A 24,491-nucleotide genomic window follows, 5' to 3' on the forward strand; every position below is an offset into this window, starting at 1 on the left:
TTGTTCCACCTGCCTTCAAACGTGGCACGGTTGAGCCAAATGACAAAGAGAAATTTTCCCGCCGGATCGGGGGAGGCGGCCAGCGCGCTATACCGGGTGTATGGTCAGTCGGGTTTCTTTCAGGCAGCGCGCGCGGTCAGGCGCATCTACACAGTGCGCGCTGCGAGGCGCGACACGATCAGCCGGAACGGCACCAGCGCGATCAGCGCCAGCGACAGTTTCACGCTCCAGTCCGCGACGGCGAGCGACACCCACAGCGGTACGACCGGACCTGCGCCCAGCAGCGGCAGCGCTTCGTTCGCCCAGGACACGTCGTTTGCGGGCTCGATGAAGGTCAGCGCGCCGGAAAACGCGATGGTGAAGAAGAGCGCCGTGTCGAGGGTCGAACCCAGCAGCGTCGAGGCCAGCGGCGCACGCCACCATGCCCCCGCGCGCAGCCGGTCGAACACCGCCACGTCGAGCAGTTGCGCGGCGAGAAAGGCAAGACCCGACCCCACGGCGATCCGCCATGTGACCAGCGGGCCGAACTCGCCCGTGATCTGCGTGCCGATGAGCGAACAGGCGACGCCCACGGCGAAACCTGCCAGCACGACGCGACGGGCCATCGCGGCACCGTAGACGCGGTTCATCACGTCGGTGACGAGGAAGGCGAGCGGGTAGGTGAAGGCGCCCCATGTCAGCCACTGGCCGAACAGGAACTGCACGAGAATGTTGGAGGCGACGACAACGGCCGCCATGGCAAGGATGCCGGGCAAGAGACGGGTCATGATGTGTTCCGTTTTCACAAGGTTGCGGAGACTTGGCCCCGCAGCCGCGGGACAGGGCCGCATACCGGCCCAGGGCGTTCAGCGCAAGGCGGCGGTCGCTGCGGGCACGGCGTAGTCCACGAATTCGGTGCGTTGCAGGAAGTGGAAATTGTCGTCGGACAGCATGGTGAGGCGAATACGGCCTGCGTCGTCGCGCCAGACCGATATCGCCTCCAGGTTGTCGTGCCGGCCGGGCGGCGTTTCCAGAACCAGCCGTTCGTCGGCGAGTCCGGCATCCGTGAAGGCGAAGCTGCGCACGCGGGATGCGAAGGCGAAGCCGGTGAAATGCCGCTCCAGCAGGTAGAGCCGCCCATCGGGGCCGGTATCGGCGCCCACAGGCAGGAACCGGGCGTCGCGGCGCAGGGTGTAGGGCTGGCTCCAGGCCCTGCCATCATGGCGGAAGACCGGGAAGGGCCGCTCCCACGCGCCGGATCGCTCGGGCAGCGTGATCAGCCGACCGGCGGGGTCGGTGGCCACAGCCTCCAGCCCCGAATTCGTCTGGAGGTCGTCGAAATCCGGGTGGCGGTCGATCCAGCGGGTGCGCGTTTCGCCGGGGCGCAGGGCGGCCACGCGGTTGTAGCCTTCGAAGGACACATAAAGCGTGCCGTCGGCCGCGCGCGCCAGTCCCTCGGCATCGGACATGAAGGGCGTCAGCGGGGCGTTGGTGCGGCCCAGCAGGGGGCGCAGCGTGGTATCCGACACGGCAACGACCTGCTCGCCGTCGCGGATGAGCCGCCCCTCCGCCAGCCAGCCCTTGTCGGTCACGGCGACGAAGCCTGCGCGATCCGGCAGCAGAACGAGGCCAGAGAAGCCGCCGAACTCCGCCACCCCCGGCGCGTCCCAGGTGAAGCTGCCCAGCCACTCCGCGGGTTGCGCGCACAGCGGCGCGGCCGCCAGAAGGATCGCGCCACAGGCGACGGCGCGCCGGATAGCCCCGATCACGGTGCGGACAGCACCGTCTGGCACGCCTGCGGCAGGTCGGCCATGGTGAAGTCGCGCGCATTGCGGCGCGGCGGCGCCGGGTCCGGTTTCGCGCCGGGAGCGGGCTTCGGCGGGTTGAGGTAGTCGGTCACCCACCAGCGCAGCGTGTCGTCGCAGCCGTTCCCGCCCTTGGACAGTTCTGCCACCGTCGGGGTTTGGGTCACGCAGCCGCGGTCGCTGGCCGGGCATTTCAGGCGAACGTGGAAATGGTAATTGTGTCCGTAGATGGGCCTGATCTTCTGCATCCAGTCGCGATCTCTTCGACTGGCGCTGGCGCAGAAGGCGATCTTGACCGGCGGGGTCACGAAGATGCGGTCCACGGCCGGGTCCTGCGCCGCGCGCTTGATGATCTCGGCGTGCTGTGCCGTCCAGTTGCCGTTGACGCTGCGCTGGTCGGCGGAGCGCACATCGATGGAACTGAGGCTTTCACGCTGCGACCGCGACAGGCGGAGCGAGGTGGCGGGTCGCATCCAGATGTCGATGTCGAGCCCGATCTGGTGGCTCTGGTGGCCGGAGATCATGGGCCCGCCCCGCGGCTGACTGATGTCGCCGATATACATTCCCGACCAGCCGGGCTGGCTGGCGGCATAGCGGCTGAGCCGCTCGATGAAGGCTATCGCCTCCGGGTGGCCCCAGTTGCGATTGCGCGACAGGCGCATGGCCTGCCAGGTCGGGCCGGTCTCGGGCAGTTGTACCAGCCCCGCGGCGCAACCCTTGGCGTAGGAGCCGATGGCGTGCGGCTTGTGCGGGGACGCGGCGGCCCGCGCGCCGAAAAGCTCGTTGGCGCGTGGTTCGGACCACGCGGGCGCGGCGAGTGCGAGTGACAGGGCGATGGTCGTCAGGATGCGGATCATGGGGTGCGGTCTCCCTCCGGTCGAACCCAGCCTAGCAGGATCAGCCCGCCCGTGAACAGCACCAGAAGCGGCAGGATGCCGGTTTGCTGGCTGCCGCTGAGATCGGTGACGATGGCCACTGACAGCGGGGCGACGAAGGCCGTGGCCTTGCCCGCCATGGCATAGAGCCCGAAACCCTGCGTCATGCGCGCGGGATCGGCCTGGTGCACGAGCATGGCGCGCGACGCGGCCTGCAACGCGCCCCCTGCCGCGCCGATGACGACGCCCGCTGCGTAGAAGGCGATGTCGGGCACAGGGCTGTCGGCGCCGACGGGGATGCCCAGAACGCTGTCGCGGGCTATGAACACCACGGCCAGCGTCACCGCGATCAGGGCGAGAATGGACAGGGCGATCACCGGTTTCGGGCCGTAGCGCGCATCGGCGAACCCGCCGCCCCACGCGGCGGCGGCGGCGGCGATCACGGCTAGGATGCCGAACACGCCCACATCCACGACCGACCAGCCCAGCACCCCTGCCGCGTAGATCCCGCCGAAGAAGTAGATCCCGTTCAGCGCGTCGCGATAGAGCATCGAGGCGGCAAGAAATGCGGTCAGGCTCGGCCGCCCCGGCAGCGCGCGCAGGGCGGTGCGCAGGTCGGGCCATGCCTGTCGGGCGGCATCGCGCAAACGGACGCCCGCGCGCGGCGGCACCTCGCGCACCCACAGCACGAAGGGCACCATGAAGACCACGTACCATAGTGCCGTGAAGGGGCCGGTGGCGCGTGTGCCCTCGCGTGCGGTCGGGTCCAGCCCGAGGATGGGCGGAATACCCAGAAGTGTCCGACCATCCGGTCCGGTTTCCGCCAGCAGCAGAAGCACCAGAACCAGCGCCACAAGCCCGCCGAGATAGCCGAAGGCCCAGCCGGTGCCCGAGATCCGCCCAATGGCCGCGCGGGGGCCAAGATCGGGCATCATCGCGTTGGTGAAGATCGTCGCCATCTCCATGCCGATGAGCCCGACCCCGAAGAACACCAGCGTCAGCACCAGCCGGGGCGCCTCGGGCGTTGCGACCCAAAGCCCCGCGGCCCCGATCACGTAGAGCGCCGAGAAGACCCAGATGAAGCGCAGCCGCATCAGCGGTCCGCAGCGATCCGCCACGCTCCCCAGAAGCGGCGCGCACAGCGCGATCAGCAGGCCCGCCGTGCCCACGCCATATCCCCACGCCGCCTGCGCCGCCGTGCCGTCGCCCAGGATGTCCTTGACGTAGGGGGCGAAGATGAAGGTCAGCAGAAGCGTGTTGTAGGGCTGGCTGGCCCAGTCGAAAAAATACCAGCCGAGGATGCGCTTGCGCCGCGCACGGTCTTCGCCCTGTGCCTGCCCCGCCGTGTCCGTGGTCCCGATCATGCCGCCTGCCCCGACCCTCCGCCGCGCACTATGGGCGGGCTTCGGGGCGTGGGCAATGGGGCGTGGGCTAGCCGCGGGCGGGTGGCCAAGGGCGCTGTGCCTCGGCTGCGGCCCAGGCCGTCACCCAGAAGGGCAACGGGGGCGATGCGTCCAGCCCCATCGACGCGGCGACCCGCGCCGTGGGCACGATCCCGTCGCGCCCGGTGATCGCCGCGCGCAGCAGCATGTGCGAGGTGCAGGTATCGCCGCGCCACATCCCCTGTTCGAGATAAAGGAACCGGTCGTCCCACCCGATCAGCCGCGCCGTCGCCGTGACTCTGTGGAACATCCGGACCCGCTGGCGATACCGGACGGACGATCCCGCCACGGTCATGCCCCAGCCTTCGCGCCGCATCACCGCCACCAGCCCGGTCCGCAGGGCATGGGCGCTGCGCGGGATGTCATAGAGCGTCAAGGTGCGCCCGTTGTTCAACTCGGCCCAGAAGTCGATGTCCCATGGCAGGCAGGTCAACCGCTCGGCATGGGTGTCGAACGGCCCGATGGGCCCGGCACGATGCGCGCGCCACATGGCAGTCGTGAAACGGATCAGCGGGTACATCGGTCCCTCCTTCGACTGCCGGGGTCGCGCGGCTTCCCGCCGGGGTCAACCGCGACGCCGCGGCACGCGCTTGTTCTCGGCCCCGTCGCGCCATAGGTTGCCCGCGACATCCAATCTCGAAAGGCCCGCCGATGGTTTCGCTGATCCAGATCCTCCTGCTTATCCTCGACGTGGTGTGGTTCATCATGATCGCCCATATCATCATGAGCTGGCTCATCAATTTCAATGTCTTGAACCTCGGGCAGGATATCGTGCGGTCGATCTGGTACGGGCTCAACAACCTGTTGGAACCTCTCTATGCGCCGATCCGGCGGATCCTGCCGCCGATGGGGGGGCTGGACCTTGCACCGCTGGTGGCGCTGATCGCGGTTTACGCGCTGCGGATCATCCTGATCAACAACGCCGGCGCATTCGTCTGAGAGCGCGCCTGACTACCACTTTCGGGGTCCGGCCTGTCTTGCCCCACAAGCGGTGGTATGGAACAAGGGATCAGGCAGCAGACAACAGGCGATGATCCCCATGCCGGACGGCACTCCGCCCCGCGAATTCGACACGCTTCTGGCGCAGGTCTTCGGTTTCGACGCCTTCCGACCCGGCCAGCGCGAGATCGTGGAGGCCGTGACGACGGGGCAGGACACGCTCGCCATCATGCCGACGGGCGGCGGCAAGTCGCTGTGCTTCCAGTTGCCCGCGCTCTGCCGCGACGGCGTGACCGTGGTCGTGTCGCCGCTGATCGCCCTGATGCGGGACCAGGTGCGCGCGTTGCGCGAGGCGGGCGTGGCGGCGGGCGCGCTGACCTCGGGCAACACGGGCGAGGAAACCGAGGCGGTGTTCGCGGCCCTGGACGACGGTGCGCTGAAGCTGCTGTATCTTGCCCCTGAACGGCTCGCGGCAGGCGGCACGCAGGCGCTCTTGCGCCGCATTGGCGTTAGCCTGATCGCGGTGGACGAGGCGCATTGCGTCAGCCAGTGGGGGCATGATTTCCGCCCCGACTATTTGCGCATCGGAGACTTGCGCGCGGCCCTCGGCGTGCCGCTCGCGGCCTTCACCGCAACGGCGGACGCGGAAACCCGGGCCGAGATCACCGCGCGGCTCTTCGGCGGGCGGGTGCCGCAGGTGTTCCTGCGCGGTTTCGACCGGCCCAACATCCATCTCGCCTTCGCGCCGAAGAACGGGCCGCGCGGGCAGATCATGGCCTTTGCCGGGGCGCGGCGGGGACAGTCGGGCATCGTCTACTGCGCGACGCGGGCCAAGACGGAAACGCTCGCGCGTGCGCTGGAGGATGACGGCCACGCCGCCGCCCACTACCATGGCGGCATGGAGGCCGAGGCGCGGCGCGCGGTCGAGGATCGTTTCCAGCGCGAGGACGGCCTGATCGTCGTGGCCACGGTCGCCTTCGGCATGGGGGTCGACAAGCCCGATATCCGCTGGGTCGCCCATGCCGACCTGCCGAAATCGATCGAGGCCTATTACCAGGAAATCGGCCGCGCGGGGCGCGACGGGGCGCCCGCGGAAACGCTGACACTGTTCGGGGCCGACGACATCCGCCTGCGCCGGACCCAGATCGATGAAAGCCTGGCGCCCTCGGAACGGCGTGGGGCGGATCACGGTCGGCTCAATGCGCTGCTGGGCCTGGCCGAGGCGCTGGAATGCCGCCGCCGGGTGCTGCTGGGCTATTTCGGCGAGGATGCGACGCGGTGCGGGAATTGCGATCTTTGCGACCGCCCGCCAGACGTGATCGACGGCACCGACGCAGTGCGCAAGGCGCTGTCGGCGATCCTGCGCACGGGCGAAAGCTTCGGCGCGGGGCATCTGATCGACATCCTGACAGGGACGAAGACCGACAAGATTGCCCAGCGGGGCCACGACCGGCTTCCGACCTTCGGTGTCGGGCGCGAGTTCACCAAGGCGCAGTGGCAGGGGTTGTTCCGGCAGATGATGGGGCACGATCTGGTGCGCCCGGACCGCGACCGGCACGGCGCGCTGGTGATGACCGAAGCGGCACGCCCCGTGCTGAAGGGCGATGCGCGGGTGCAACTGCGCCGGGATGCCGTGACCGCGCAGGCGCGCACCGGCCCGGCGGTCAAGGCGCTGGTGTCCGAGGACGACGCGCCGCTTCTGTCGGCGCTGAAGGCCAAGCGCCGTGCGCTGGCCGAGGCGGCGAATGTGCCGGCCTATGTCATCTTTCCGGACCGGACGCTGATCGAGATGGCGGAGACGCGTCCCGGCAACCTCGATGCCATGGCGCGTATCGGCGGGGTGGGCGCCAAGAAGCTGGAACGCTACGGCGCGCTGTTTCTGGAAGTGATCGCCGGAGCGGCGCCGCAGCCCGCCCATCCGCAGCGCCGGGCGCTGGCCGGACGGGCCGAGGGCGCGGTATTCGACCGATTGCAGGCCGCGCAGGCGGGGCTCATGCGCGGCGATAACGGGCTGGACCGACCGCTGAGTTGCACGAGCGCGGAACTGGCCCGTCTCGCCCGCGCGGCCCCGCGCGATGTCGCCGGGATTGCCGCGATCATCGGCGACCGGCGGGCCGGGCGGTTCGGCGCGGCCTTTCTTGCGGCGCTAGCCGACGATGCATGACCCGGTGGACGCCGCGGCCCCGTTGCCTAGATATGCGAAAAGGAGTTGCCGATGCTTGTCGTGATCTCGCCCGCCAAGAAGCTTGACTGGACCGACGTGCCGGGCATGGCGCAGACCATTCCGGATTTTTCGAACGATGCCGTGTACCTGGCGGGCGTGGCGGCGAAGCTGTCCGAAGCCGAGTTGCGCAAGCTGATGGATATCAGCTCGTCGCTGGCGGCGCTGAACCGCGACCGGTTTCAGGATTTCGTGGCCGATCCGTCGCCCGATGCGACCCGCCCCGCGGTGCGGGCCTTCGCGGGCGATACCTACCAGGGATTGCATGCCCGAAGCCTTGATGCCGCGACACTGGCCTACGGGCAGGATCAACTGCGCATCCTGTCTGGGCTCTACGGGGTGCTGCGGCCCTGCGACGGCATCCAGCCCTACCGGCTGGAGATGGGGTCGAAGTTGAAGACAGACCGTGGTGCGAACCTCTATGCCTATTGGGGCACGCGGCTGGCCGAGGCGTTGAATGCCCAGGCCGCGGCGACCGGCGCGCGCGCCCTGGTGAACTGCGCGTCGCAGGAATACTTCGGTGCCGTGGACCGCGCGGCACTGGCGGTGCCGGTGGTCACGCCGACCTTTCTGGAAGATCGCGCGGACGGACCGAAGGTCATCAGCTTTCACGCGAAACGCGCGCGGGGCGCCATGGCGCGCTTCATGCTGGACGAACGGGTCGCCGATCCGGCGGACCTGGCCGGGTTTGATGCGCTTGGATATGTCTTCGACCCGGCGCGCAGCACGCCGGAGGCCCCGGTTTTTCGCCGGTCCGAAGGGGCGCAGCAAGCCGCCTGACCGGTTCGGATCCTCAGGCGGATCGGGTCGGTTCATCGGCGTTCCCGACACCCTGTGCATCCGGCTGAAGGATGGTACCTTCCGGCCTGTGCCGTTCGATCATCTCGCAGATCGCGGCCTTGCGCAGTGGTTTGGTCAGGTAGTGGTCCATTCCCGATGCAAGGATATCGGTGTCGTCACCGGACATCGCGTGGGCGGTCAACGCGCAGATCGGTACGGGCGGAGCGCCGCTGCCGGTCTCGATCGCGCGGATTTCCCGTGTGGCCTGCTTGCCGTCCATCTCGGGCATGGACACGTCCATGAAGATCATGTCGGGCCGTGCTGCGCGGAAGGCTTCGACCGCCTCGCGCCCATTGTTCGCGAAGGTCAGGTCGATGTTCAGGTGCCCCACCATCTTGCGGAACACGAGCTGGTTCGTGCGGTTGTCCTCGGCCGCGAGAATCCGCATGGGCCGCTGCGCCGGATCCGCCGCCGGAACCGCGGTCGCGGGCGGTACGATCACCGCGGGGCCGTCCGGCGGTGCGCTGGACGTGGCCGGTGATTTGGTACCTGGCATCGCCATCCCCAGATCGGCCACCCGTGTGAAGAGGTCGCGCCGCAGGAGCGGTTTTTGCAGCACCGCGCTGATTCCGGCCTCCCGCGCGGCGCCGCCGAAATCGCCGGGCGCGGAGCTGAGCAGAAGGATCGGCGCCGGATCGCCGCGTGCGCGGAACCGGCGGGTCAGTTCCAGCCCGTCCATGTCCGGCATCTGCATGTCGGTGATGATCAGATCGAAGGGCGGGCCGGCATAATCCAGCGCCTCCGCCCCCGACCGGCAGGCGGTGACCTGGAACCCCATGACCGACAGTTGCCGTTCAAGGATCATGCGGTTGATCTGCTGGTCGTCCACCACCAGCGCCGAGCGCCGGTCGCCGAGATTGACCGGCACCCGCGGCAGCGTGTCCTCGTCCGTGGGCAGGCACAGGCTGAACCCGAAGCTCGATCCTTCGCCTTCGATCGATTCCACCCAAATCTCGCCGCCCATCAGGGCGATGAGTTGCCGGGTGATCGCAAGCCCCAGCCCCGTGCCTTCGAACTTGCGGTTGCGTTCGTCGTCCACCTGATTGAATTCGCCGAAGATGTGATCGATCATGTCGGCGGGAATGCCGATCCCGGTGTCTTCGACCGTCACGCGCAGGTCGTGGCGGCCCGGTTCTGTCTCAAAACCCGTCACGCGGATCACCACATGCCCCTCGATGGTGAATTTCACCGCGTTGCCCATGAGATTCGTCAGGATCTGCCGGATGCGCCCCGGATCGCCGACGAATCTCGTGGGCAGGAACATGTCGTAGTCGATCATCAGGTCGAGCCCGCGTTCCTGTGCGGACGGCTTGAGCAGCAACAGCACCTCGTGGATGGTGCGTTCGAGATCGAAGGGCGCGGGGTTCAGCGTCAGTTTCGCCGCCTCGATCTTGGAATAATCGAGCACGTCGTTGATGATGACCAGCAGAGTCTCCCCGGAACTGCGGATGGTTTCCGCGTAAAGCCGCTGTTCTTCGGTCAGGTCGGTGTCGCACAGCAGGTCCGCCATGCCGACCACCCCGTTCATGGGGGTGCGGATTTCGTGGCTCATGTTCGCAAGAAAGGCCGATTTCGCGCGGTTCGCCGCCTCCGCCCGGGTGCGCTGTTCCTTGAGCTGTTCCTCGTAGCGGATGGTTTCCGTGATGTTCAGCACAAGGCTGACCATGTCGCCGTCCCGCGCGCGCCGGTCGATGACCTTGACATAGGTGTCGTTCCACAGCCGCAGGACCACCGGATCGATCCGATCCTGCTGCCAGCGGGCATGCATCCGGGCCTGCCAGATCTGCGGATCCTCGAACCCGATATCCACAAGCCCCTCTTCGGCCAGAAGCGCGAGGATCTCGGGATAGGTCACGCCGGGCCGGATGCTTTCAAGCCCGTCGAACACGGACATGAAGGCGACATTGGCGATCACGAGCTGGTCGCGCGGGTTGAATACCGCGAACCCGTCCTGGATCGTTTCCAGCGCCTCCCACAAACGCCGCTCGGCCTTCACCGCCTGCTTGTTCGCGCGTTGCAGGTCGGCCCGGACCTGCGTGTTCTCGCCCTTCAGGCTGGCCGCCTCGGTCTGGAAGGTCTTCGCTTGCTCGCGTTTGACGATCACCTCTTCCGACAGCACGCGGGTGTGCTGCGACAGCTTGCGGTTCGCGGCATGCAATTCGCGGCTTTTCTGGTCCAGCAGCCGTTCGGCTGCCAGTCGGGCGCGCCTTTCCTGCGCCAGCAAGTCCGAAAGTTCAGGGTCGCCCCCTTGCGCCATGTCCACAAATCCGTTGCATCGACGGTGCGACCATGGCGCAGCAGGGGTGAACGTGTCGTGAACGCCCTGCGGGATCGCCGGTCAAATCCGTTCGATGGCCACCGCGATACCCTGCCCGCCGCCGATGCACATGGTGGCCAGTGCGCGCTGCCCGCCCGTGCGCTCCAGTTCGTAAAGCGCCTTGGTCAGGATGATCGCACCCGTTGCGCCCACGGGATGCCCCAGCGCGATCGCGCCGCCATTGGGGTTCAGCTTTTCGGGGTCGAAGCCCAGCTTGCGGGCTACCGCGATGGCCTGAGCGGCGAAGGCCTCGTTCGATTCGATCACGTCGAAATCGTCCACGCTCAGGCCCGTGCGTTCCAACAGCCGCTCCACCGCCGGGATCGGGCCGATGCCCATCAAGTCAGGGCGGACGCCCGCATGGGCATAGCCGACGATGCGCGCGCGCGGGGTCAGTCCATGGGCCCGGGCAGCGTCGGCGCGCGCCAGCACCAACGCCGCGGCCCCGTCGTTGATCCCGCTGGCGTTCCCGGCCGTGACCGAGCCGTCCTTGCGGAACACGGGCCGCAGGCGAGCCAGATCCTCGGCGGTGCTCGCTTTGGGGTGTTCATCCACCGCGAAGCTGGTCGTGCCCTTGCGGGTCGTCACCTCCACCGGGGCGATCTGGCTCGCGAAATGGCCCTCGGCGATGGCGCGGGCCGCGCGGGACTGGCTTTCGGCGGCCAGCGCGTCCTGGTCCTCGCGCGTGATCCGGTGTTCGGCGGCGACGTTCTCGGCGGTGACACCCATGTGGCCTGTGCCGAAGGGGCAGGTCAGCGCCCCGACCATCATGTCCACCGCCACCGTGTCGCCCATCTTCTGGCCGGCGCGCGCCGTGGTCAGGGCATGGGGTGCACGGCTCATGCTCTCGGCACCGCCCGCCAGCCCGAAATCCGCATCGCCAAGCATCAGCGACTGCGCGATCGACACGACGGCCTGAAGCCCGGAGCCGCACAGGCGATTGAGCGTGAGCGCCGGGGCGCTGTCGGGAATGCCCGCACCCATCGCCGCCACCCGCGACAGGTACATATCCCGGGGTTCGGTGTTGATGACATGGCCCATCACCACATGACCTATGGCGGCGGGATCAATGCGAGCGTCGTCCAGCGCCGCCCGCGCCGCAACGGTCCCCAGTTCGGTGGGCGGTATGGCGGCGAGGCCCCCGCCGAAGCTGCCGATCGCGGTGCGCCGCGCGCTCAGGATGACGATGTCGTTCATGGCTGGTCCTCCGGTTCAGGTCGCACGCAGACTGCACGAAAGCCGTCGCCGGAGAACCGTGACCCTGCGGCGCAGCGTCAATGTCGCCCGCAGGGCACCGGCGCGGAACGGCCCCGCCCGAAGACGGGGCCGATACCGGGCCACCTGCGGGATCAGGCGACCGCGAATTGCAGCGGGCGGACCTGCTGGAACATCCCCGTGTCACGCAGCGCGCCAAGGCAGACCTCGGACGGCTGTTCGTCGAGATAGAGAAGCGCGATGGCGTCCTCGCCCGCATGGGTCCGGCCAAGGGTGAAGTTGGCGATGTTCGCGCCGTGCTGGCCCAGCGTCGCCCCCAGCGTACCGATGATGCCCGGCACGTCGCGGTTGGTGGTATAGAGCATGTGCGCCCCGATCTCGGCATCCAGATTGATGCCCTTGATCTGGATGAAGCGCGGCTTGCCGTCGCTGAACACTGTCCCCGCGATGGTGCGGGTGCGGCTTTCGGTTTCCACGGTCAGCTTGATATAGGCGTCGAACACGCCGGATTTTTCCTGCGTGGTGCGCGAAAGCTTGATTCCGCGTTCCTGCGCGATGACCGGGGCCGAGACCATGTTCACGTCGGGGTTGGTGGCTTTCATGAAGCCCGCCAGCGTGGCGCAGTTGAGCGCGTTGAGGTTCATCTTCGATACCGACCCGTCGTAGAGAACGTTGATCGTCTTGACCGGTTCGTCCGTCATCTGTCCGACGAAGCTGCCAAGATGTTCGGCCAGTTTCAGCCACGGCCCCATGACCGCCGCTTCTTCGGCCGTGACCGACGGCATGTTGAGCGCGTTCTGCACGGCCCCTGTCAGCAGGTAATCCGACATCTGCTCGGCCACTTGAAGCGCCACGTTTTCCTGCGCTTCGGTAGTGGCCGCACCCAGATGCGGGGTGCAGACGACGTTCGGCAGGTTGAAAAGCGGGTTTTCCGTCGCCGGTTCCACCGCGAAGACGTCGAAGGCCGCCCCGGCGACATGACCGGATTTCAAGGCCTCGGCCAGCGCTTGCTCGTCCACGAGGCCACCGCGGGCGCAGTTGATGATGCGCACGCCCTTCTTGGTCTTGGCGATGGCGTCGCGCGACAGGATATTCGCTGTCTTTTCGGTCTTGGGGACGTGCAGGGTGATGAAATCGGCGCGACCCAGCAACTCGTCCAGCTCCACCTTGGTCACGCCCATCTTCTTGGCGCGCTCTTCGGACAGGAAGGGGTCGTAGGCGATGACCTTCATCCGAAGACCCAGCGCGCGGTCGCACACGATGGAGCCGATATTGCCCGCGCCGATCACGCCCAGCGTCTTGGAGGTCAGTTCCACCCCCATGAAGCGCGATTTCTCCCACTTGCCCGCATGGGTGGAGGCGTTGGCTTCGGGGATCTGGCGGGCCACGGCGAACATCATGGCGATGGCGTGTTCGGCGGTCGTGATCGAATTGCCGAAGGGCGTGTTCATCACGATGATGCCCTTGCGCGAAGCTGCTGGAATATCGACGTTATCCACGCCGATCCCGGCCCGGCCGATCACCTTCAGACCGCCCGCGGCGGCGATGATCTTTTCGGTGACCTTGGTGGCGGAGCGGATCGCGAGCCCGTCATACTGGTCGATGACGGACAGCAGCTTTTCCTTGTCCTTCCCGAGATCGGGCATGAAATCCACCTCGATCCCGCGGTCGCGGAAGATCTGAACGGCGGTTTCGGAGAGCTTGTCGGAGACGAGAACCTTGGGGGCCATCGGGGCGTTCCTTCGTGAATATGCGGTGTCGGAGTCCCGTAGGAATCCCGTAGGAGTCCTGTAGGAGTCCGCGTGATGTCAGGGGGTTGCCGGGCAGGCCCCTTGGAGCCCGCGCGACCGGATGTCATGTTCGGGAAAGCTGGCTCAGGCGGCCTTGGCTTGTTCGGCCAGTTCCGCCTCGAACGCCCATTCGATCCAGGGCATCAGCGCGGCGACGTCCGATGTTTCCACGGTCGAGCCGCACCAGATCCGCAGGCCCGGCGGCGCGTCGCGGTAAGCGCCCATGTCGAAGCCCACACCTTCGGCTTCCAGCCGCTTGGCCACCGCCTTGGCGAAGGCCGCGCCGTCTGCGATCCGGTCATCGGTGAACTTCAGGCAGACCGAGGTGGTGGAGCGCACCGCCGGATCGGCTGCGAGGAATTCGATCCAGTCGTGCTCATCCACGAACTGCGCGATGGCGGAATAGTTGTTGTCCGCCCGTTCGATCAGCCCCGGCAGCCCGCCGATGGACTCCGCCCAGTCGAGTGCGACGAGGTAATCCTCCACGCACAGCATCGACGGGGTGTTGATCGTCTCGCCCACGAAGATGCCGTCGATCAGCTTGCCGCCCTTGGTCAGGCGGAAAATCTTGGGCAGCGGCCATGGCGGAGTGTAGCTTTCCAGCCGCTCCACCGCGCGGGGGGACAGGATCAGCACGCCATGCGCGGCTTCGCCCCCCAGGACCTTCTGCCAGGAGAAGGTTGTGACGTCGAGCTTGTCCCAGGGCAGGTCCATGGCGAAGGCGGCGGAAGTCGCGTCGCACAGCGTCAGGCCCCCGCGATCCGCCGGAATCGCGCCGCCATCGGGCATCCGCACGCCCGAGGTCGTGCCGTTCCAAGTGAAGCACACGTCGCGGTCGTAATCGAGCGCGGCCATGTCCACGATCTCGCCGTAGCGCGCTTCATTGATGCGGGCGTCGAGTTTCAGTTGCTTGACCGCGTCGGTGACCCAGCCCGCGCCGAAGGATTCCCACGCGACCATCTCGACCGGGCGCTGGCCCAGCATGGTCCACATGGCCATTTCATAGGCCCCGGTGTCCGAGGCGGGCACGATGCCGATGCGGTAGTCGTCGGGGACGCCGAGGATGGCGCGGGTGCGGTCGATGGCGGCCTTCAGCTTCGCCTTGCCGACCGATGCGCGGTGCGACCGGCCAAGCGGTGCATCCTTGAGAGCGTCGAGTGTCCAGTGGGGGGGCTTGGCGCAGGGGCCAGAGGAGAAACGCGGATTCGCCGGCCGCGTGCCGGGGTGCGTGGTGACCATCGCTGGTATCCTTCCAGATATATGCCCTTCGTTGGGGAAGGGTGTCCCACCGATGCGGATAGGGCAGGTGGGGGGTGTCTGGCAAGGGGGTTGTGGGGGCTTAGTGCATCAACGCAAGGAAACCGCTATCTCTGACGGAAGCATCGGGCGACATCTGAAGCCTTGGAACCTCTGAACTTCGGCATCGGCGATTTCGCGGACGGGGCGGTCCGGCAAGGGCTTCTCGCCGGCGATTTCGGCAGGTCGGACGGCCAGAATGGCCGGGATCGGCGTCCGAGGGCGGACCGCGCCTCATGGCAACAGCCCTCGGCGTGACGCCCATATGCGCGGCCGTCGGGCAAGCGCGCCATCGGCGTCTTTTCGGATCCGCCTCACTCCCGAAATGACAGTCGTTGCCCTTCTTCGTCGATGACAACTCGGGATCGCGTGTCCTGGCTTCGTTCCTGGTGGAAGGCCGCGCATCGATGCTGGTCGGAGGCTCACGCGACCGCATTGCGTCCGCCCGCTCACCATCCACCAGCGTGCCCGAGCGCGGCATGATCCCCCGGTCGGCAAGGTGGCGGTGCACCGCGGCGAACGGCTTTCCGGTCAGTCGGTGCGTCTCGGAAGGGTGGCGGACGTTGAGGAGCGTGGTCTCGTCGGGGATGCGGTCTCCGCCAGGCTCGATGCCCGCGAACCGGCCCATGGCGTCACTGTCGGACAGCATCTCCCCGGCCATGGGATCGCTGAACGCGTACCACGGCCGGAGGACATGGACGCACAGCATCGTCTCGGGCGGCATCGGCGGGCGCCCGCCTTTCGGCCCCGCCGTCGGGTGATGCGGCGCGATCAGCGCCCAAAGCCGGGTCCACGGCGCCACCGCGTCCATCTCGCCAGGGAACTTCTCCCGCCGCGTCCGCTTCGTCCTCGCCGCGTGGCGGAGGCCGGGAAAGGCGGGTTGCCCGGGCATCGAAAGCCTCCTTCGTCGTCACGACACGTCCAACCCGAACCGGTCAGGGCGCGCGGTTCTTGAGACGCTCCTTGATCTCGTCTTTCGCCAAGCGAGATCCTGTGACGGTTTGGGGGCGGTTGCACTATGGACATGTCCGGTTCATTGCAACTCACCGCCCGAACTTCTTGTACTTGATCCGCTTCGGTTCCAGCGCGTCCGGCCCGAGGCGGCGTTTCTTGTCTTCCTCGTAGTCGGCGAAGTTGCCTTCGAACCATTCCACATGGGCATCGCCTTCGAACGCCAGCATGTGGGTGCAGATGCGGTCGAGGAAGAAGCGGTCGTGGGAGATGACCACGGCGCAGCCCGCGAAATCCACGAGCGCGTCCTCCAGCGCCCGCAACGTTTCCACGTCCAGGTCGTTGGTCGGTTCGTCGAGCAGCAGCACGTTGCCGCCCTCGCGCAGCAACCGCGCCATGTGCACGCGGTTGCGCTCACCGCCCGACAGCAGGCCCACCTTTTTCTGCTGGTCGCCGCCCTTGAAGTTGAAGGCCGAGCAATAGGCGCGGGCGTTCACCTCGGCATCGCCCAGCTTGATGATGTCCTGCCCGTCGGCGATCGCTTCCCAGACGTTGTCGTCAGGGTTCAGGTCGTCACGCGACTGGTCCACGTAAGCCAGCTTCACGGTGTCGCCGTAGCTGACCGTGCCGTCGTCGGGCGCTTCCTGCCCGGTCAGCATCCGGAAGAGCGTCGTCTTGCCCGCGCCGTTGGGGCCGATCACGCCGACGATGCCGCCGGGTGGCAGCGAAAACGACAGGTCTTCGACCAGCAGCTTGTCGCCCATGGCCTTTTTCAGTCCCTCGACCTCGATCACCTTGGATCCGAGCCGCGGGCCGTTGGGAATGATGATCTGGGCGCGCGACAGCTTTTCGCGCTCGGACATGTTGGCCATCTCGTTATAGGCGTTGATGCGGGCCTTCTGCTTGGCCTGCCGCGCCTTCTGGCCCTGCCGCATCCATTCCAGTTCGCGTTCCAGCGTCTTCTGGCGGGACTTGTCCTCGCGCGCTTCCTGGCTCAGGCGCTTGGCCTTCTGTTCCAGCCAGCTTGAATAGTTGCCCTCGTAGGGGATGCCCGACCCGCGATCCAGTTCGAGGATCCAGCCGGTGATGTCGTCAAGGAAATACCGGTCGTGGGTGACGATCAGGATCGTGCCCTTGTAGGCGATCAGGTGCTGTTGCAGCCAGGCGATGGTTTCCGCGTCGAGATGGTTGGTCGGTTCGTCCAGAAGCAGCATGTCGGGGGCCTCCAACAGCAGCTTGCACAGGGCGACGCGGCGCTTTTCGCCGCCCGACAGGGTCGTGACGTCGGCATCGTCGGGCGGGCAGCGCAGCGCCTCCATCGAGATGTCGACCTGCGCGTCGAGATCCCACAGGTTCTCGCTGTCGATCTCGTCCTGCAATTGCGCCATCTCGTCGGCGGTTTCGTCGGAATAGTTCATCGCCAATTCGTTGAACCGGTCGAGCTTGGCCTGCTTGGCCGCCACCCCGAGCATCACGTTGCCGCGCACGTCCAGCGCGGGGTCCAGTTCCGGCTCCTGCGGCAGATAGCCCACATGCGCGCCCTTGGCCGCCCAGGCCTCGCCGGTGAAGTCCTTGTCCTGACCGGCCATGATCCGCATAAGCGTGGACTTGCCCGACCCGTTCACGCCCACCACGCCGATCTTCACGCCGGGCAGGAAGGACAGGCGGATGTTCTCGAAGCATTTCTTCCCGCCGGGATAGGTCTTCGACACGCCGTCCATGTGGTAGACATACTGATAGCTGGCCATGATCTCTCTCCTGCGCTTTCGCGGCACAGGTAAACGAGCGCCCGGGCAAGGGCAATCGGCAGCGGTGGGCGATGGGCGGTGGGCCGAATGCGCGCTAGGACACAGACGGGAATTAGACAACATGCGATTCGATCCCGGCACGGTCGGTGCGACGCAGGGGATGGCGATGCATTCGGCCCTAGAGACGAAGGGGAAGTCGTGTCTGAATTGCTGGATCTCGGTGGCCATGGGCTGGGCCGCCGCTACGACGCGCTCGACGCCGGATGGCGCGGCGCGATGCTGCGTGCGCTCGGGCTTGGAGGGGGCGATCTGCAATGGGTGCCGGGGGCGCTCGATGCCACGCTGACGGAGACCGAGGCGGGTCTGTCCATCCTTGCCGACCGGATGCCGCCGCGCACGGCCACGGCACCCGCTTTGGCGACCGGGCGCAGCATGCCGCGGTGGTCGATGGCCTATCGGCGATTGCTGGGCGCCCTTCTGCCGGAAATCGGCGTGGGACTGCGCGGCTGTCTTGGCAGCGCATATCCCTGCTGGGTTCGGTACCGCAACGCGGCATCCCCCGACGTGACGCAGCAGGTCCTGTTTCGCCGCTGGGCACGGGAGAGCTTGCCCGACGACATGCGCGGCCGCGCCTGTCGGTTGTTCGACGCGGCGATGCGGGATCCGGTCAGCCGTGCCCGCGATGCATTCGGCGCCGTGAAATTCCACGATACGGGCATCGGTCCGGACCGGCGGCTTATGCATGTGCCCGGCTATGCCCTGAGCCCTGCCAGCGCGGTGGCGGGGCTGTTCCCCACGCGCGGGGGCCGGGTCAGTTTTGACAGTGATCACCTGTTGCCAGCCGAGACCGGGGGGCTTGCGCCGGGTGGCGCACAACGGCCGGCCCTGTTGCCGGGTCTTCGGGGCGATGCCTTCGACCCACTGGAACGGCGGCTGGCCGCGGCGCGGATCGGCGTGCTGGGCCATGTCGGTGCGCGGGCCGTTGTGCCGGTGGTTCCACGCGGCTGGTACGACGCCCAGATCGTCAACCGGGCACTGGCCGCGGGCCCCTGTTCGACCGCATGGGATTCCAGCGCGGGGCAGGGCGGCTGGCCTGCTTTCTTCGGCCGCCACGGGTCGATGCTGCGCCACGCCGCGCAACTGCTCATGGTATCGGACATGCGGCTTGGCCTGACCTATGCAGGGCAGTTCGATGAAACGGAGCAGGCGCGCATTCTTGCCGGCCTGGGGCTGCGGGCGGGGGTGACGGGCCATCTGCGTGCGCGGGGCCGCGCGGGCGGTGGCATCTGGCCTTTCGTTGTCCGGGAGGGGCAAAGCGCCCTGCGTGCCACCGCGCATTTCGACGCCATGGGAAGCCTCAAGCTCGATCTCGTCCTGCCGCCGCGGCGGCTGATGTTCTGGGGCGTTCGCGTCGGTCATCTGGCCGAGACGGGCTGAGCGTCACCTGCGGATCCTCGCCATTTATGGGGGATTGCGGGTGGTGACCCGAAGGTTAAGATATCATTTACAAATCTGCACCCAGCGTGCAGCGCGGGTGCAAGGCATTTCGTTTATTCGTGGATTTCGGATCATGGACCCATTGAAAGCCGTTCCGCTGACGCATGGGCTTGGCGTGCAGGACCGCGAGGCGCTGGCGCGGATCGCGCGGATCGAAACGCTGCCGGATGGTACCTGTCTCGGTGCGCGCGGCACCCCGCCCCGGGAGGTCTTCTTGCTCCTCGAAGGTCGTTGCCTCGGGCTTGTGCCGTCCCGCGGCGGCAAGGATCTGCTCGTGGATCGCATCATGCCCGGGCGCGTTCTGGGAGAGCTTGCCGTGCTCGATGGCGGCGCGCGGGTGCGTACCGTGCGAAGCGACGGCCCTGTAAGGGTGGCGCGGATCGGGGCAGAGGCATTCCGCGACTGGATCGCCGCGCGGCCGCGTGCCATGCGCAACCTTCTGGCGGAACTTGCCAGCAACACGCGGGAAATGACCGATCGGTTCTACGAGATCGCGGTGCATGACGTGGAAACGCGCGTTCGTCTCTTTCTGATCCGGGCGCTGATCGAAGCGGGCGCGCTGAAGACCGGTGGCGTTCTGGATCCCGCGCCGAGCCATGGCGAGATCGCCGACCACGTCGTGACCAACCGGGAAGCCGTGAGCCGCGCCATGTCGCGGTTCAACCGGCTCGGCTTCATCGACAGCGGGCGGCGCCGGGTCGTCGTTCGCGACGCCGCCGCGCTGGAATCCGGGGTTCAGGGCGCCGGCTGAGCAGGGGTTTGACCTGCCCTTGTGACCCTCACTGCCGCGAGATGATCCGGGCGCGGGAGGAATCGCCGCCCGCGCCGTCCCGGCGGGCCGCTGCTGCCAGAAGATCGCCACCGGCTGGTGTATCCGCGCGGGCGGTGCGCCGATCCGCGGTCCCGAAGGATGTGGCCTGTCCGTGATCGTGGGCCACCAGTGCGGCGGTGCGCGCGGCGCGCCGGGGGTGATCGCCCATCGCGCTGGTCTGCGTCGTGATCCCTGCCGCCGAGGCGATGACATGCGCGGCGGCCAGGCCGGCGACCATGGCCAGCACGGGGGCCGTTGCGGCCAGCGTGGCGGCGAAGTTTCCGAGTATTGCGTTGCGGGGCATCTGGGTTCTCCATGTTGTCGGGTTGGGTTCGTCTTGCGTTGCAGGGACAAACTGCCATCCGGCGCGCGGAAGTTCAGTGCGTTTGAGCACGGGCTGCACGTCGCCGACCGCGGGGTCGGGGAATCCCGACCCTACGGCCCCGCCGTAATCATTGCCCCAGCGCGATGCCCTCGCGGCGCGGATCGGCCCCGCCTTGCAACCCGTCCGGAGTGATCGCGATGGCGTGCAGCCCCGAGGTCAGGTCGCGGGCCTCCACCTCGAAGCCCATGGCCGCCAGCGGTTCGGCCAGTGTTTCCGCCGCCGTGCCCGCTTCGACATCCATGGTTCCGAAGCGGTTCACCAGATGCGGGGCGCTGACCGCCTGCTGTACGTCCATCCCCCAGTCGAGATGGGCGATGATCGCTTGCGCGGTATAGCCGATGATGCGCGACCCGCCGGGTGAGCCGACGACCAGCACCGGTGCGCCGTCTCGCAGCACGATGGTCGGCGACATGGACGACCGGGGCCGCTTGCCCGGCGCGACCGCGTTGGCGATGGGCACGCCATTTTCATGGCTGGCGAAGCTGAAATCGGTCAGTTCGTTGTTCAGCAGGAACCCGCCCGGCGCCATCAGCCGCGATCCGAAGCCGTTCTCGATGGTGGTTGTCATCGACAGCGCGTTGCCATGGCTGTCCACGATCGAGATATGCGATGTGGAGGGCAGCGAGATATCCACGTTGTCCGCCCAGTGCAGCGCGTGGTCGAAGGCGGGGGTGCCCGGTGAAACCTCGGGCAGGGCGCTGTCGCGGTCCAGAAGCTGTGCGCGACCGGCCAGATAGTCCGGATCGACCAGCCCCGCGGTGGGCACCGGCACGAAATCGCTGTCGGCCATGTAACGGCCCCGGTCCGCGAAGGCGAGTCTTGAGGCATCGCCGATCAGGCGCCATGCCTCGGCGCTGTCGGGGCCGAGGGCTCCCAGATCGTAGCTGTCGAGCATCCCGAGGATCTGGCCGACGGTCAGCGCGCCCGACGATGGCGGCCCCATCCCGCAGACGTCATGCGCCCGGTATTCGGCGCAGACGGCGGGGCGTTCTATGGCCCGGTAGAGCGACAGGTCCAGCAGGGTCAGGAGCCCCGGATTGCCTTCGACGCCGCGGACCGTGGCGACGATGCCCTCGGCGATCTCACCGGTATAGAACGCCGATGCGCCCTCGGTGGCGATGGTGCGCAGCGTGTCGGCATAGGCGGGGTTGGCCAGCCGGTCGCCCGCGGCGATCGGGTTGCCGCCGGGCAGGAAGTAATCCGCCGTGGCCGGGAACCGCGAGAGCCGTTCGGCATCGCCCGCCACCAGCGCGGCAAGACGGGGAGAGACGGCAAAACCGTTTTCGGCCAGTGCGATGGCGTCGTCGAACAGGCTGCCCCAATTGGCCCGGCCCCAGCGGCGATGGGCGGCCTCCATCAGCGCGGGGGTGCCGGGCGTGCCCACCGACAGCCCGCCGACGACCGCATCCCAGAACCCCATCGTCTCGCCCGCCGCCGTCTGGAACAGGGTCGGCGAGGCTGCGAGCGGTGCGGTTTCGCGGCCGTCGAGCGTGGTTGTCTCGCCCGTGGCTGCGTCGTGCCAGACAAGGAACGCGCCGCCCCCGAGGCCCGAGGATTGCGGCTCCACCAGCCCCAGAACGGCCTGCACGGCGACCATGGCATCCGCGGCGGTGCCGCCTGCCGCCAGCACGTCCGCGCCTGCCTGCACGGCCAGCGGGTTGGCGGCGGCGACCATCCAGTCCTCGGCCATTACCGGGCGGCCCGCGTCTTTTTCGGCAAGTGCGGTCAGGGCTTCGCGGCCGAGGCCCGTGGCGAGGATACCCGCGCCGGCGGCTTCCGGGTCCACGGCGTCCGCGACCTGTTGTGCGCCCGCGGGCAGCGCCGCCAGTGCCAGAACGACGGCCATGATCCTGCAATGGTCTGAAATCCGGTGCATTTTACCCTCCCCTGCGTCGATGCGATGCTGTAACCATGGGGTGTCGCGCGCGGCCTGTCCAGCGGGCGGCTTGCGCAGGGCGGGGCGATTGCCCTAGCACGGGGCATCCAGAGACGGGGACGGGCCGGATGAGACAGGGGTTTCCGCCGGCGCGGGCGGGGCAGCGGATCGGGCTGCTGGGCGGGTCGTTCGATCCGCCGCATGCGGGGCATGTGCATATCACGAAACAGGCGCTGCGCGGCTTCGGGCTGACCCATGTCTGGTGGCTCGTGAGTCCCGGCAACCCGTTGAAAGCCCAAGGCCCTGCGCCGCTGGAAGACCGGATGGCGGCGGCGAAAAGGGTCATGGATCATCCGCGGGTGACGGTGACGGATATCGAGGCGCGGCTGGGCACGCGTGCCACGGCCGCCACGCTGGAAGCTATCCTAAGTCATTACAAAGGCGTGCGTTTCTGCTGGCTGATGGGGGCGGACAACCTCGCCACGATCCACCGCTGGGAACGTTGGCCCAGCATCTTCGCGCAAGTGCCGGTGGGGGTGATCGCGCGGCCCGGCGATCCGGTGTCGGCACGGCTGACCAACGCGGCGCGGTTGTATCGCGGGTCACGGCTGAAAGCGCAGCAGTCGCAACTGCTTGGCTGTGCGGTGCCGCCTGCGTGGTGTTACCTGCGCGGGCCGATGGTGGACCTGTCCTCGACCGAGATTCGGGCGCGCGGGGCGTGGCGCAAGGGTGCCGGGACACCGAATGACACGGTGTAAGAGTCCTGTAGGACTCTTGTCGGACTCGCGTATGACTCCTGTATGACTCCGGGCCGCTGCAAACCGGGGTTGATCGCGCGCGGTTCGCGCGGCTAACTGCGCCCATGACCCTGGATCGCCGCCGCCTGCTGCTGACCGGACTGGCCGGGACCACTGCCTCGCTGCTGCCCGGCGGCGCGTTGGCGAATGTCGCCACGAGCGCGCGTCCGGTGCGGCGCGGCCCGCCACCGCCGCCGCCCGATCCGGCCAGCCTGAGTGCAGCCCGAATCGCCGAGGCCGGTCTGTCTGGCGCGGTCGCCTTCTGGGTGGCGGAGGCCGATACGGGTCGCCCCCTGCTGGCGCGCGCCGCGGATCAGCCGCTGCCACCCGCGAGCGTCGCCAAGGCGGTCACGGCGGCTTACGGGTTCGACTGGCTCGGGCCGGGGCACCGGTTCGCCACGCGGGTGATCGGCACCGGGCCGGTGCGCGACGGCGTGCTGGACGGGGATCTCGTGCTGGCCGGGGGCGGGGCGCCGGACCTTGCCACCCGCGATCTGGCCGCGCTGGCCGCGACGCTGCGCGACCGGGGGCTGCGCCGGGTCACGGGCGGGTTCCGGGTCTGGGCCGGGGCGCTGCCCCATGTGGACGAGATCGAGCCGGGTCAGCCCGACCACCTGGGGTACAACCCGTCGATTTCGGGGCTGAACCTGAACTATAACCGGGTGCATTTCGAATGGCGCCAGCGCGGGGCGGATTACACCGTGCGGCTGGATGCGCGCGACGCGGGCTATAACCCCGAGGTCGGCATGGCGGCGATGGAAGTCGCCGGGCGCGCCGGGCCGCTGTTCGCCCACAGGCTCGACCCTGAAAGCGGGCGCGAGCTGTGGTCGGTGGCGCGCGGCGGGCTGGGCACGGGCGGCACGCGCTGGCTGCCGGTGCGCAACAGCGCGCTTTATGCGGGCGACGTGTTCCGCACGCTCGCGGGCGCGCAGGGGATCGCGCTTGGGCGCCCCGTGCCGGTGGATGTGCTGCCCGGCGGCGCGGTGCTGGCACAGCATGACAGCGCACCGCTGGCCGAGGTCGCGGCAGGGATGCTGCGGTATTCCACCAACCTGACGGCCGAGGCGATCGGTCTGGCCGCGAGCGCGCGGGCGCTGGGCGCCGTGCCGGGTTCGCTGGCGGCGAGCGGCGACGCGATGGCCGACTGGGCCATGTCGGACCGCGGCATGGGGATGGGCGCTGCGTCGTTCGTGGACCATTCGGGGCTGGGCGACCGGTCGCGGGTGACGGCGGCCGACATGGGTGCGGGTCTTGTCCGCATGGGCGCGGACGGGGCGCTGGCGCGCAGCCTGCGGGTGATCCCGCTGGCGCGCCCCGATGGCACGGCGGAACCGTTCGGCCTGCGGGCCAAGACCGGGACGCTGAATTTCGTGAGCGCGCTGGCGGGGTTCATCGACCGGCCCGGTGCCGCGCCGCTGGTCTTCGCCATTCTGACCGCGGACCTGGAGCGGCGCGCGGCCATTCCCGAGGGGCAGGAGGAGCGCCCGCCCGGCTCCGCCGCTTGGGTGCGCCGGTCGCGGACGATGCAATACGACCTGGTGCGAATCTGGGCCGGGATGGCATGAGCCGGCACGGGTGATCCGGCGGCCGCGCCCGCGGCAATCATGCGGCCCCGCCTGCGGCGGGACACGACCCCGGCACCGCGTTCCCGCGGTGCGCCGCGTCTGGTTGGGCGGGCCCGGCGCGGATGGCGCGTCGCGCCGTGGT

At 68.2% G+C, this 24,491-nt stretch carries 20 protein-coding genes; 7 read left to right on the forward strand and 13 right to left on the reverse strand.

The features are described from left to right. Positions 1-146: 146 nt before the first annotated feature. From DDE13_RS00670 to DDE13_RS00690, 5 genes are all read right to left on the reverse strand, one after another. Positions 147-767, reverse strand: coding sequence for a queuosine precursor transporter (locus DDE13_RS00670; RefSeq protein ID WP_111400806.1), 621 nt, complete (start codon positions 765-767; stop codon positions 147-149). A 78-nt stretch (positions 768-845) separates the two neighbouring features. Next, positions 846-1,748, reverse strand: coding sequence for an esterase-like activity of phytase family protein (locus DDE13_RS00675; RefSeq protein WP_235868526.1), 903 nt, complete (start codon positions 1,746-1,748; stop codon positions 846-848). Next, positions 1,745-2,641: a penicillin-insensitive murein endopeptidase gene (gene mepA, locus DDE13_RS00680; protein ID WP_111400807.1), complete on the reverse strand. Its 897-nt coding sequence runs from the start codon at positions 2,639-2,641 to the stop codon at positions 1,745-1,747. Before mepA ends, DDE13_RS00675 begins: the two co-directional genes overlap by 4 nt. Continuing rightward, complete coding sequence (locus DDE13_RS00685; RefSeq protein WP_111400808.1) at positions 2,638-4,023, reverse strand: MFS transporter; 1,386 nt, start codon at positions 4,021-4,023, stop codon at positions 2,638-2,640. The genes mepA and DDE13_RS00685 overlap by 4 nt, the downstream gene beginning before the upstream one ends. Before the next feature lie 67 nt (positions 4,024-4,090). Continuing rightward, positions 4,091-4,621, reverse strand: coding sequence for an acyl-CoA thioesterase (locus DDE13_RS00690; RefSeq protein WP_111400809.1), 531 nt, complete (start codon positions 4,619-4,621; stop codon positions 4,091-4,093). Between the two features lie 131 nt (positions 4,622-4,752). Between DDE13_RS00690 and DDE13_RS00695 the strand changes: the two genes are divergently transcribed. From DDE13_RS00695 to yaaA, 3 genes are all read left to right on the forward strand, one after another. Continuing rightward, positions 4,753-5,040, forward strand: a complete 288-nt coding sequence (locus DDE13_RS00695) for a YggT family protein (protein ID WP_111400810.1) — start codon at positions 4,753-4,755, stop codon at positions 5,038-5,040. Between the two features lie 100 nt (positions 5,041-5,140). Next, a complete protein-coding gene (recQ, locus tag DDE13_RS00700) occupies positions 5,141-7,204 on the forward strand; it encodes a DNA helicase RecQ (RefSeq protein ID WP_222625995.1) in 2,064 nt (687 codons plus the stop codon). A gap of 51 nt (positions 7,205-7,255) precedes the next feature. Next, positions 7,256-8,041: a peroxide stress protein YaaA gene (gene yaaA / locus DDE13_RS00705; protein WP_111400812.1), complete on the forward strand. Its 786-nt coding sequence runs from the start codon at positions 7,256-7,258 to the stop codon at positions 8,039-8,041. Positions 8,042-8,054: 13 nt separating this feature from the next. Here yaaA and DDE13_RS00710 read toward each other — a convergent pair whose 3' ends face one another. The 6 genes from DDE13_RS00710 to ettA form a co-directional block, all read right to left on the reverse strand. After that, positions 8,055-10,358 carry a response regulator gene (locus DDE13_RS00710; protein WP_111400813.1) on the reverse strand — a complete coding sequence of 768 codons (2,304 nt, stop codon included), beginning with the start codon at positions 10,356-10,358 and terminating at the stop codon, positions 8,055-8,057. Positions 10,359-10,439: 81 nt separating this feature from the next. After that, a complete protein-coding gene (gene bktB, locus DDE13_RS00715) occupies positions 10,440-11,615 on the reverse strand; it encodes a beta-ketothiolase BktB (protein WP_111400814.1) in 1,176 nt (391 codons plus the stop codon). Positions 11,616-11,767: 152 nt separating this feature from the next. Further along, positions 11,768-13,363 (reverse strand): phosphoglycerate dehydrogenase, encoded by a 1,596-nt coding sequence (gene serA / locus DDE13_RS00720; RefSeq protein WP_111400815.1) that lies wholly within the window; start codon positions 13,361-13,363, stop codon positions 11,768-11,770. Between the two features lie 144 nt (positions 13,364-13,507). After that, positions 13,508-14,662, reverse strand: a complete 1,155-nt coding sequence (locus DDE13_RS00725) for a phosphoserine transaminase (protein ID WP_111400816.1) — start codon at positions 14,660-14,662, stop codon at positions 13,508-13,510. A 100-nt stretch (positions 14,663-14,762) separates the two neighbouring features. After that, complete coding sequence (locus DDE13_RS00730) at positions 14,763-15,611, reverse strand: transposase (protein WP_111400817.1); 849 nt, start codon at positions 15,609-15,611, stop codon at positions 14,763-14,765. A 151-nt stretch (positions 15,612-15,762) separates the two neighbouring features. Beyond that, the gene (gene ettA, locus DDE13_RS00735) at positions 15,763-17,418 is read right to left on the reverse strand and encodes an energy-dependent translational throttle protein EttA (protein ID WP_111400818.1); all 1,656 of its coding nucleotides are present in this window, start codon (positions 17,416-17,418) and stop codon (positions 15,763-15,765) included. Between the two features lie 198 nt (positions 17,419-17,616). On the opposite strand from ettA, the gene DDE13_RS00740 reads away from it, so the two are divergent. Together DDE13_RS00740 and DDE13_RS00745 are read left to right on the forward strand one after the other, a co-directional pair. Continuing rightward, positions 17,617-18,855 carry a hypothetical protein gene (locus DDE13_RS00740; protein ID WP_162630811.1) on the forward strand — a complete coding sequence of 413 codons (1,239 nt, stop codon included), beginning with the start codon at positions 17,617-17,619 and terminating at the stop codon, positions 18,853-18,855. A 133-nt stretch (positions 18,856-18,988) separates the two neighbouring features. Beyond that, positions 18,989-19,666 (forward strand): Crp/Fnr family transcriptional regulator, encoded by a 678-nt coding sequence (locus DDE13_RS00745; protein WP_111400820.1) that lies wholly within the window; start codon positions 18,989-18,991, stop codon positions 19,664-19,666. A 28-nt stretch (positions 19,667-19,694) separates the two neighbouring features. Here the strand turns inward: DDE13_RS00745 and DDE13_RS00750 are convergent, their stop codons facing one another. Both DDE13_RS00750 and ggt read right to left on the reverse strand, forming a co-directional pair. Beyond that, positions 19,695-20,030 (reverse strand): hypothetical protein, encoded by a 336-nt coding sequence (locus DDE13_RS00750; protein WP_111400821.1) that lies wholly within the window; start codon positions 20,028-20,030, stop codon positions 19,695-19,697. A gap of 148 nt (positions 20,031-20,178) precedes the next feature. Continuing rightward, positions 20,179-21,987, reverse strand: a complete 1,809-nt coding sequence (gene ggt, locus DDE13_RS00755) for a gamma-glutamyltransferase (RefSeq protein WP_111400822.1) — start codon at positions 21,985-21,987, stop codon at positions 20,179-20,181. Between the two features lie 128 nt (positions 21,988-22,115). On the opposite strand from ggt, the gene DDE13_RS00760 reads away from it, so the two are divergent. Together DDE13_RS00760 and dacB are read left to right on the forward strand one after the other, a co-directional pair. Further along, positions 22,116-22,745, forward strand: coding sequence for a nicotinate-nucleotide adenylyltransferase (locus DDE13_RS00760; protein ID WP_111400823.1), 630 nt, complete (start codon positions 22,116-22,118; stop codon positions 22,743-22,745). 104 nt (positions 22,746-22,849) lie between these two features. Beyond that, entirely contained in the window at positions 22,850-24,349 is a 1,500-nt protein-coding gene (gene dacB, locus DDE13_RS00765) for a D-alanyl-D-alanine carboxypeptidase/D-alanyl-D-alanine endopeptidase (RefSeq protein ID WP_111400824.1), read from the forward strand. The last annotated feature ends 142 nt before the right edge of the window (positions 24,350-24,491 follow it).

The sequence above is a fragment of the Meridianimarinicoccus zhengii genome, assembly GCF_003254465.1.
Lineage (GTDB): Bacteria > Pseudomonadota > Alphaproteobacteria > Rhodobacterales > Rhodobacteraceae > Meridianimarinicoccus > Meridianimarinicoccus zhengii.

Bases quoted from the DNA above. Each gene is read 5' to 3' on its own strand.
- dacB (WP_111400824.1), top strand. From the start codon at position 22,850: ATGACCCTGGATCGCCGCCGCCTGCTGCTGACCGGACTGGCCGGGACC.
- serA (WP_111400815.1), bottom strand. From the start codon at position 13,363: ATGGCCCCCAAGGTTCTCGTCTCCGACAAGCTCTCCGAAACCGCCGTT.
- ettA (WP_111400818.1), bottom strand. From the start codon at position 17,418: ATGGCCAGCTATCAGTATGTCTACCACATGGACGGCGTGTCGAAGACC.
- DDE13_RS00745 (WP_111400820.1), top strand. From the start codon at position 18,989: ATGGACCCATTGAAAGCCGTTCCGCTGACGCATGGGCTTGGCGTGCAG.
- mepA (WP_111400807.1), bottom strand. From the start codon at position 2,641: ATGATCCGCATCCTGACGACCATCGCCCTGTCACTCGCACTCGCCGCG.
- DDE13_RS00710 (WP_111400813.1), bottom strand. From the start codon at position 10,358: ATGGCGCAAGGGGGCGACCCTGAACTTTCGGACTTGCTGGCGCAGGAA.
- DDE13_RS00695 (WP_111400810.1), top strand. From the start codon at position 4,753: ATGGTTTCGCTGATCCAGATCCTCCTGCTTATCCTCGACGTGGTGTGG.
- bktB (WP_111400814.1), bottom strand. From the start codon at position 11,615: ATGAACGACATCGTCATCCTGAGCGCGCGGCGCACCGCGATCGGCAGC.
- DDE13_RS00750 (WP_111400821.1), bottom strand. From the start codon at position 20,030: ATGCCCCGCAACGCAATACTCGGAAACTTCGCCGCCACGCTGGCCGCA.
- DDE13_RS00690 (WP_111400809.1), bottom strand. From the start codon at position 4,621: ATGTACCCGCTGATCCGTTTCACGACTGCCATGTGGCGCGCGCATCGT.
- yaaA (WP_111400812.1), top strand. From the start codon at position 7,256: ATGCTTGTCGTGATCTCGCCCGCCAAGAAGCTTGACTGGACCGACGTG.
- DDE13_RS00725 (WP_111400816.1), bottom strand. From the start codon at position 14,662: ATGGTCACCACGCACCCCGGCACGCGGCCGGCGAATCCGCGTTTCTCC.
- DDE13_RS00760 (WP_111400823.1), top strand. From the start codon at position 22,116: ATGAGACAGGGGTTTCCGCCGGCGCGGGCGGGGCAGCGGATCGGGCTG.
- recQ (WP_222625995.1), top strand. From the start codon at position 5,141: ATGCCGGACGGCACTCCGCCCCGCGAATTCGACACGCTTCTGGCGCAG.
- DDE13_RS00730 (WP_111400817.1), bottom strand. From the start codon at position 15,611: ATGCCCGGGCAACCCGCCTTTCCCGGCCTCCGCCACGCGGCGAGGACG.
- DDE13_RS00685 (WP_111400808.1), bottom strand. From the start codon at position 4,023: ATGATCGGGACCACGGACACGGCGGGGCAGGCACAGGGCGAAGACCGT.
- ggt (WP_111400822.1), bottom strand. From the start codon at position 21,987: ATGCACCGGATTTCAGACCATTGCAGGATCATGGCCGTCGTTCTGGCA.
- DDE13_RS00670 (WP_111400806.1), bottom strand. From the start codon at position 767: ATGACCCGTCTCTTGCCCGGCATCCTTGCCATGGCGGCCGTTGTCGTC.